This is a genomic window from Streptomyces sp. NRRL WC-3549 (genome assembly GCF_000721935.1).
Lineage (GTDB): Bacteria > Actinomycetota > Actinomycetes > Streptomycetales > Streptomycetaceae > Streptomyces.
Window position 1 is genome coordinate 1 of record NZ_KL585382.1, and the last position, 5,730, is coordinate 5,730.

Consider the following 5,730-nt stretch of genomic DNA (forward strand, 5'->3'; position numbering starts at 1 on the left):
ACCGTGACGGGGACGGTGCAGCGGGAGGCGATGGCGGAGAGGGCGGCGTCGAGTCCGCGGTCGGTGAGGACGGCGGGGTGGATGCCGCGGGCGAGGTCGCGGAGTTCCTGGAGGGCGACCTTGACCTCGCCGTGGGCCTCGTCGACCATGCGGGCGGCGGCTTCGGGGTCGGCGGTGAGTTTCTCCTTGGCGAGTCCGAGGTCCATGGCGAGGGCGACGAGGCGGGCCTGGGCGCCGTCGTGGAGGTCGCGTTCGATGCGGCGCAGGTCGGCGGCGGCGGTGTCGACGACCACCCCCCGGTCCGACTCCAGCTCGGCGATCCGCCGCTCCAGTTCGTCGGAGGGCGAGAGCAGCCCCCGTACCATCGCCCGGTCCGCGTTCGCCAACGCCCGTGCGACGAAGGGGAGCACCGGCCAGAGGACGAACAGCCCCACCAGTGTCACGGTGAACGTGACCACGCCCCAGGGCAGCCGGATGAACGCGTACAGCAACGTCCGCCAGCCGACCGGGTCCTTGAGCCCCGACCACAGCCACGGGAAGAAGCCCCGGTTCCGCCGGCCACGTGTCATCGGGCTCGGTTCCTCGACCCGGACCCCCAGCATCCCTCGTGCCCGGCCGCGTTCCACCCGGCCGATGCCGCGCGCGCCCTGCAGCCCCAGGGCGAGCAGGGGCAGACCGATCACGGTGACGGACAGTCCCGCACCCACACCGATCAGGAGGACCGAGTAGACGAACCCGGCGATCGCCATCGGGAGATCGGCGAGGAGGTGCGCGATCTCCTTCCACGTCCACCGGTCGAAGGCGAAGCGTGCGGGCGGCGGCCGGTCGGCGTCCGGCAGAGGGGGGCTCATGGTCATGGCACCAGCCTGCCGGGTGGCGCAGCCGCACGCCATGGGGTACGTGGGGTGGGGCGCGGTGGGGATAACCCCACCGCGCCGAACCACCGCCGCCCGCACCGGCGTACGGGCCTCGCGCACCGGCGCACTCGCGCGCCGGAGTCCCGGGACCGGCACCCGAAGCGGAACAACGGGAAGGGGCAGGGCCTAGACTCCCGTGCGTACGGAGCGTCGAACAGGGTGAAGGAGCGAGGGACGGACGTGGCGGACGTGGCGGAACCGACCGTTCTCGCGTCGGACTACTTCCAGAGCTATTCGGTGGTCGGACTGCTCGCCGTGGTCGGCGTGCTGTTCGTCGCCGTCGCCTTCGGCGCCGCCCGGCTGCTGAGGCCGGTGGTCCCGACGCCGGAGAAACTCCTCACCTACGAATGCGGCGTCGACCCCGTGGGGGAGGGCTGGGCCCACACCCAGGTCCGCTACTACGTGTACGCGTTCCTGTATGTGATCTTCGCCGTCGACTCCATCTTCCTGTTCCCGTGGGCCACGGTGTTCGCCGCGCCCGGGTACGGGGCGACGACGCTGGTGGAGATGTTCATCTTCCTCGGTTTCCTGGCCGTGGGACTGCTCTACGCATGGAAGAAGGGCGTCCTCACATGGGCGTGACGAGCCGGCCGGACCCGCGAAACCCCGTTCCGCTGCCCGATCCGACACCGCTGCCCGAGCCGAAGAGGCTCGGCGTGCTCTCCCGGCTCGCGCCCGAACCGATGAAGGTGGTCCTCAACTGGGGCCGCCGCTACAGCCTCTGGGTCTTCAACTTCGGACTCGCCTGCTGCGCCATCGAGTTCATCGCGGCCTCGATGGCCCGGCACGACTTCATGCGGATGGGCGTCATCCCGTTCGCCCCCGGCCCCCGCCAGGCCGACCTGATGGTCGTCTCCGGCACGGTGACGGACAAGATGGCCCCGGCCGTGAAGCGGCTGTACGAGCAGATGCCCGAGCCCAAGTACGTCATCTCCTTCGGCGCCTGCTCCAACTGCGGCGGGCCGTACTGGGATTCGTACTCCGTGACCAAGGGCGTCGACCAGATCATCCCGGTCGACGTGTACGTACCGGGCTGCCCGCCGCGGCCGGAGGCACTCCTCCAGGGCATCCTGAAGCTCCAGGAGAAGATCGCCCGCGAGTCGCTCGCCGGCCGTTACGCCACCGAGGACACCCCCCGCCCCTCGGCCGCCGCGCTGAGCAGTGGCCTCGTGGCCGCCCCGAAGGCGCCGGGGGAGGAGCAGTGAGCGCCGCCGAGTCGTACGACCGGCTGCCGGACGCCGTCACCGAGGTCTTCGGCCCGGAGGCCACGGCCGCGTACGCCTACGACCTGCTGACCGTCGACGTCCCCGCCGCCGGCTGGACCGCCGCCCTGGAAACGGCCCGGTCCGCGCTGGGCTGCACCTATTTCGACTGGCTGAGCGCGGTCGACGAGCCGGGCACCGGCTTCCGGGTCTGCGCCCACGTCGCCGCCCTCGGCGAGGGCACGGTCCGGCGCCTGCTCGTCCGTACGACGGTTCCGCACGACGCGGCCACCCTGCCCAGCGCCGTCGGCGTGTACGCGGGCGCGGCCTGGCACGAGCGCGAGACGCACGAGATGTTCGGCATCGGGTTCGAGGGCCATCCGCACCTGGTACCGCTGCTGCTGCCGGAGGGCTTCGAGGGCCACCCGCTCAGGAAGGACTTCGTCCTGGCGGCCCGGGTCGCGAAGGCGTGGCCGGGGGCGAAGGAGCCGGGCGAGTCCGAACACGGCGGACCGAAGCGGCGCACGATGCTGCCGCCGGGCGTGCCGGACCCGAACGAATGGGGGCCGCTCAAGGGGCAGCTCCCGGCCGCCCCGGCCCGCCCGGTCCGTGGCGCACGCGCGGCGGGCTCGGCGGGGGACCGGCCGGTACGCCGGTCCCGCAGCGCGAGCGAGGGTTCGGCGGCCCAGCGCACCACAGCCTCCCCCGACACCCCGGGCGCCTCGGGCGCGCCCTCCGCCCCGGATGCGCCGGCCACGGGTACGGCGGGGCCCCCGGAGGCGGCGACGCCGGTGCCGGGCGCGCCCGATGCACCCCGGGCCGCGCGCCCGCGCCGTAACCGCAGCGCTTCGCAGGGCTCGGTCAGCCAGGCCACCCCACCGACGCGCACGCCCTCCGCGGTGGACGCGGACACGGGAGCGGGGGCGGGTACGGCCACCGCTCAGACCGGAACCACGCCGCCGAACCCGGCCGGCGACACCGCAACGCCCGCCGAGTCCGGGAAGGCCGGCGGGGCCGGGAAGGTCGGCGGGGCCGCAGAGGCGGCCGGTGTGGATGGCGGTGCTGCTGACGGAGATGTTGGTGCCGGTGCCGACACGGGGGCCGTCGCGCCCACACGGCCGACCCGCCGTCCCACGCGCAGCTCCGACGCCCCCTGGCACCACGCCCAACCCGCCTTCGACGGCAATCCCTCGCCGAAGACGGACGCCCCGGGCCCCACGACGGCGGACAACGCCCCGGAACAGCCACGCACCACCGATGCCGGTGCCGAGGCCGATACGGGGGACGACGCCGAGGCCGAAACAGGTACCGAGACGGGGCCCGCCGGGACAGGGACAAGGCCCGGGTCCGGGACCGAGTCCGGGACCGAGTCCGGGTCCGGGCCTGAGTCCGAGTCCGGAACCGAGTCCGAGTCCGGGCCTGAGTCTGAGTCCGGGACCGATGCCGGGACCACGGCAGGGCAGGGCCCCGCCCCCGCCTCCGGCCCCGAGTCCGGGACCGATGCCGGGACCACGGCAGGGCAGGGCCCCGGCCCCGAGTCCGCACGCGGCCCCGGTGCGGGCCCCGCCTCCGTCCCCGATCCCGCCGAACCCCGAACCGACCGTCCCGCCGGAGGCGATACCGCGTGAACGACGTACTCGACGTCGCCCTCCGGCTGGTCATCGTCTTCGCCGTGTTCCTGGTCGTCCCGCTCGTCGTGGGGCAGACCGAGCACAAGGTGATGGCCCACATGCAGGGCCGCCTCGGCCCCATGTACGCGGGCGGCTTCCACGGCTGGGCCCAGCTCGTCGCGGACGGGGTGAAGTTCGCGCAGAAGGAGGACATCGTCCCGGCCGAGGCGGACCGGAGGATCTTCCAACTGGCCCCGGCCGTCGCCCTCCTCCCGTACCTCCTCGTGCTCGTCGCCATCCCGGTCGGCCCGGGGGAAGGGGCCGTCGGCCAGGTCGTCGACGCGGGCATCTTCTTCGTGCTCGCCGTCATGGGGATCGGCGTGCTCGGGTCGCTGATGGCGGGCTGGGCGTCGGCCAACAAGTTCTCGCTGCTCGGCGGCCTCCGGACCGCCGCGCAGCTCCTCGCCTACGAACTGCCGATGCTGCTCGCCGCCGCCTCCGTGGCCATGGCGGCGGGCACGGTCTCGCTCACGGGCATCCTGGACGCCTTCGAGTGGTGGTGGCTGCCCTGGCAGATCGTCGGTGCACTGGTCTTCTTCGTGGCCGGCCTCGCCGAACTCCAGCGGCCCCCCTTCGACATGCCGGTCGCCGACTCCGAGATCATCTTCGGCGCCTACACCGAGTACACCGGGCTCCGGTTCGCGCTGTTCCTGCTCTCCGAGTACGCCGGGATCGTCGTGCTGTGCGGGCTGACCACCGTCCTCTTCCTGGGCGGCTGGCACGGGCCGTTCGGTGCCGACGGACTCGGCTGGGTGTGGACGCTGCTCAAGGCGGCCGTGCTCGCGTTCGTCGTCATCTGGCTGCGCGTCACCTACCCCCGGCTGCGCGAGGACCAGTTGCAGAAGCTCGCCTGGACCACGCTCATCCCCCTCGCCCTCGCGCAGATCGCGCTCACCGGCATCGTGAAGGTGGCGATCAACTAGTGCCCCCGATCCCCGGCTCAGGCCTGGCCAAGGGCCTCGCCGTGACCCTGCGGACCATGACGAAGCGCACGGTCACCGCCCAGTACCCGGACGTCCAGCCCGACCTGCCACCCCGTACGCGCGGGGTCATCGGACTGTTCGAGGAGAACTGCACGGTCTGCATGCTGTGTGCCCGTGAGTGCCCCGACTGGTGCATCTACATCGACTCCCACAAGGAGACCGTGCCCCCGGCGGCCCCGGGCGGCCGTGAGCGCAGCCGTAACGTCCTGGACCGGTTCGCGATCGACTTCGCCCTCTGCATGTACTGCGGTATCTGCGTCGAGGTGTGTCCCTTCGACGCGCTGTTCTGGTCACCGGAGTTCGAGTACGCGGAGACGGACATCCACGAACTCACCCATGAGCGCGACAAGCTCCGCGAGTGGATGTGGACCGTGCCGGAACCGCCCGCGCTCGACCCGGGAGCCGAGGAGCCCAAGGAGCTCGCCGCCGCACGCAAGACGGCCGACAAGCTCCGCGCCGCCGAAGAGGCCCGGCGAACCGCCGAGGCCCAGCAGGCGGCAGAGGCCCAGCAGACCGCCGAGGCCCAGCAGTCCGCAGAGGCTCAGCAGTCCGCAGAGACCCGGCCGGGTACGGACGCGGAAGAAGGAGAAGAAGGAAGGGGACAGGGGTGAACCTCGCAGCAGGAGCCGGGCATCCCGGCTTCCTCTCCCCGACCGGCGTCGAGATCGCCTTCGTCCTCGTCGGCCTCGCCACCCTCGGCGCGGCGGCCATCACCGTCACGACCAGGCAGCTCGTACACGCCGCACTCTGGCTCGTCGTGGCACTCGGCGGCCTGGCCGTCGAGTACCTGCTGCTCACGGCCGAGTTCATCGCCTGGGTGCAGGTCCTGATCTACGTCGGTTCCATCGTCGTCCTCCTCCTCTTCGGACTCATGCTCACCCGGGCGCCCATCGGCCGTTCACCGGACGCCGATTCCGGCAACCGGTGGGTCGCCCTCGGTGTGGCGGTCGCCTCGGCG

The 5,730-nt window shown here is 72.5% G+C and carries 7 protein-coding genes; 6 read left to right on the forward strand and 1 reads right to left on the reverse strand.

Going from position 1 to position 5,730, the window contains the following annotated elements; genetic code table 11:
• Window positions 1-857, reverse strand: an 857-nt coding sequence (locus IH13_RS0101515; protein ID WP_031080369.1) for a sensor histidine kinase, incomplete at its 3' end; no start/stop codon positions are given.
• A 240-nt stretch (window positions 858-1,097) separates the two neighbouring features.
• Between IH13_RS0101515 and IH13_RS0101520 the strand changes: the two genes are divergently transcribed.
• From IH13_RS0101520 to IH13_RS0101545, 6 genes are all read left to right on the forward strand, one after another.
• A complete protein-coding gene (locus IH13_RS0101520) occupies window positions 1,098-1,499 on the forward strand; it encodes an NADH-quinone oxidoreductase subunit A (protein ID WP_031080370.1) in 402 nt (133 codons plus the stop codon).
• Complete coding sequence (locus tag IH13_RS0101525) at window positions 1,490-2,122, forward strand: NADH-quinone oxidoreductase subunit B (RefSeq protein WP_031080371.1); 633 nt, start codon at window positions 1,490-1,492, stop codon at window positions 2,120-2,122. Before IH13_RS0101520 ends, IH13_RS0101525 begins: the two co-directional genes overlap by 10 nt.
• Window positions 2,119-3,747, forward strand: a complete 1,629-nt coding sequence (locus IH13_RS36495) for an NADH-quinone oxidoreductase subunit C (RefSeq protein ID WP_037840652.1) — start codon at window positions 2,119-2,121, stop codon at window positions 3,745-3,747. Before IH13_RS0101525 ends, IH13_RS36495 begins: the two co-directional genes overlap by 4 nt.
• Entirely contained in the window at window positions 3,744-4,712 is a 969-nt protein-coding gene (locus tag IH13_RS0101535; protein ID WP_031080373.1) for a complex I subunit 1/NuoH family protein, read from the forward strand. The genes IH13_RS36495 and IH13_RS0101535 overlap by 4 nt, the downstream gene beginning before the upstream one ends.
• A complete protein-coding gene (locus IH13_RS0101540; RefSeq protein WP_031080374.1) occupies window positions 4,712-5,383 on the forward strand; it encodes a NuoI/complex I 23 kDa subunit family protein in 672 nt (223 codons plus the stop codon). Before IH13_RS0101535 ends, IH13_RS0101540 begins: the two co-directional genes overlap by 1 nt.
• Window positions 5,380-5,730 (forward strand): NADH-quinone oxidoreductase subunit J family protein (locus IH13_RS0101545; protein ID WP_031080375.1); only part of this gene is annotated, 351 nt, incomplete at its 3' end. The genes IH13_RS0101540 and IH13_RS0101545, both read left to right, overlap by 4 nt.

Coding starts and splice junctions, on each gene's coding strand:
- IH13_RS0101525 (WP_031080371.1), top strand. CDS start 1,490: ATGGGCGTGACGAGCCGGCCGGACCCGCGAAACCCCGTTCCGCTGCCC.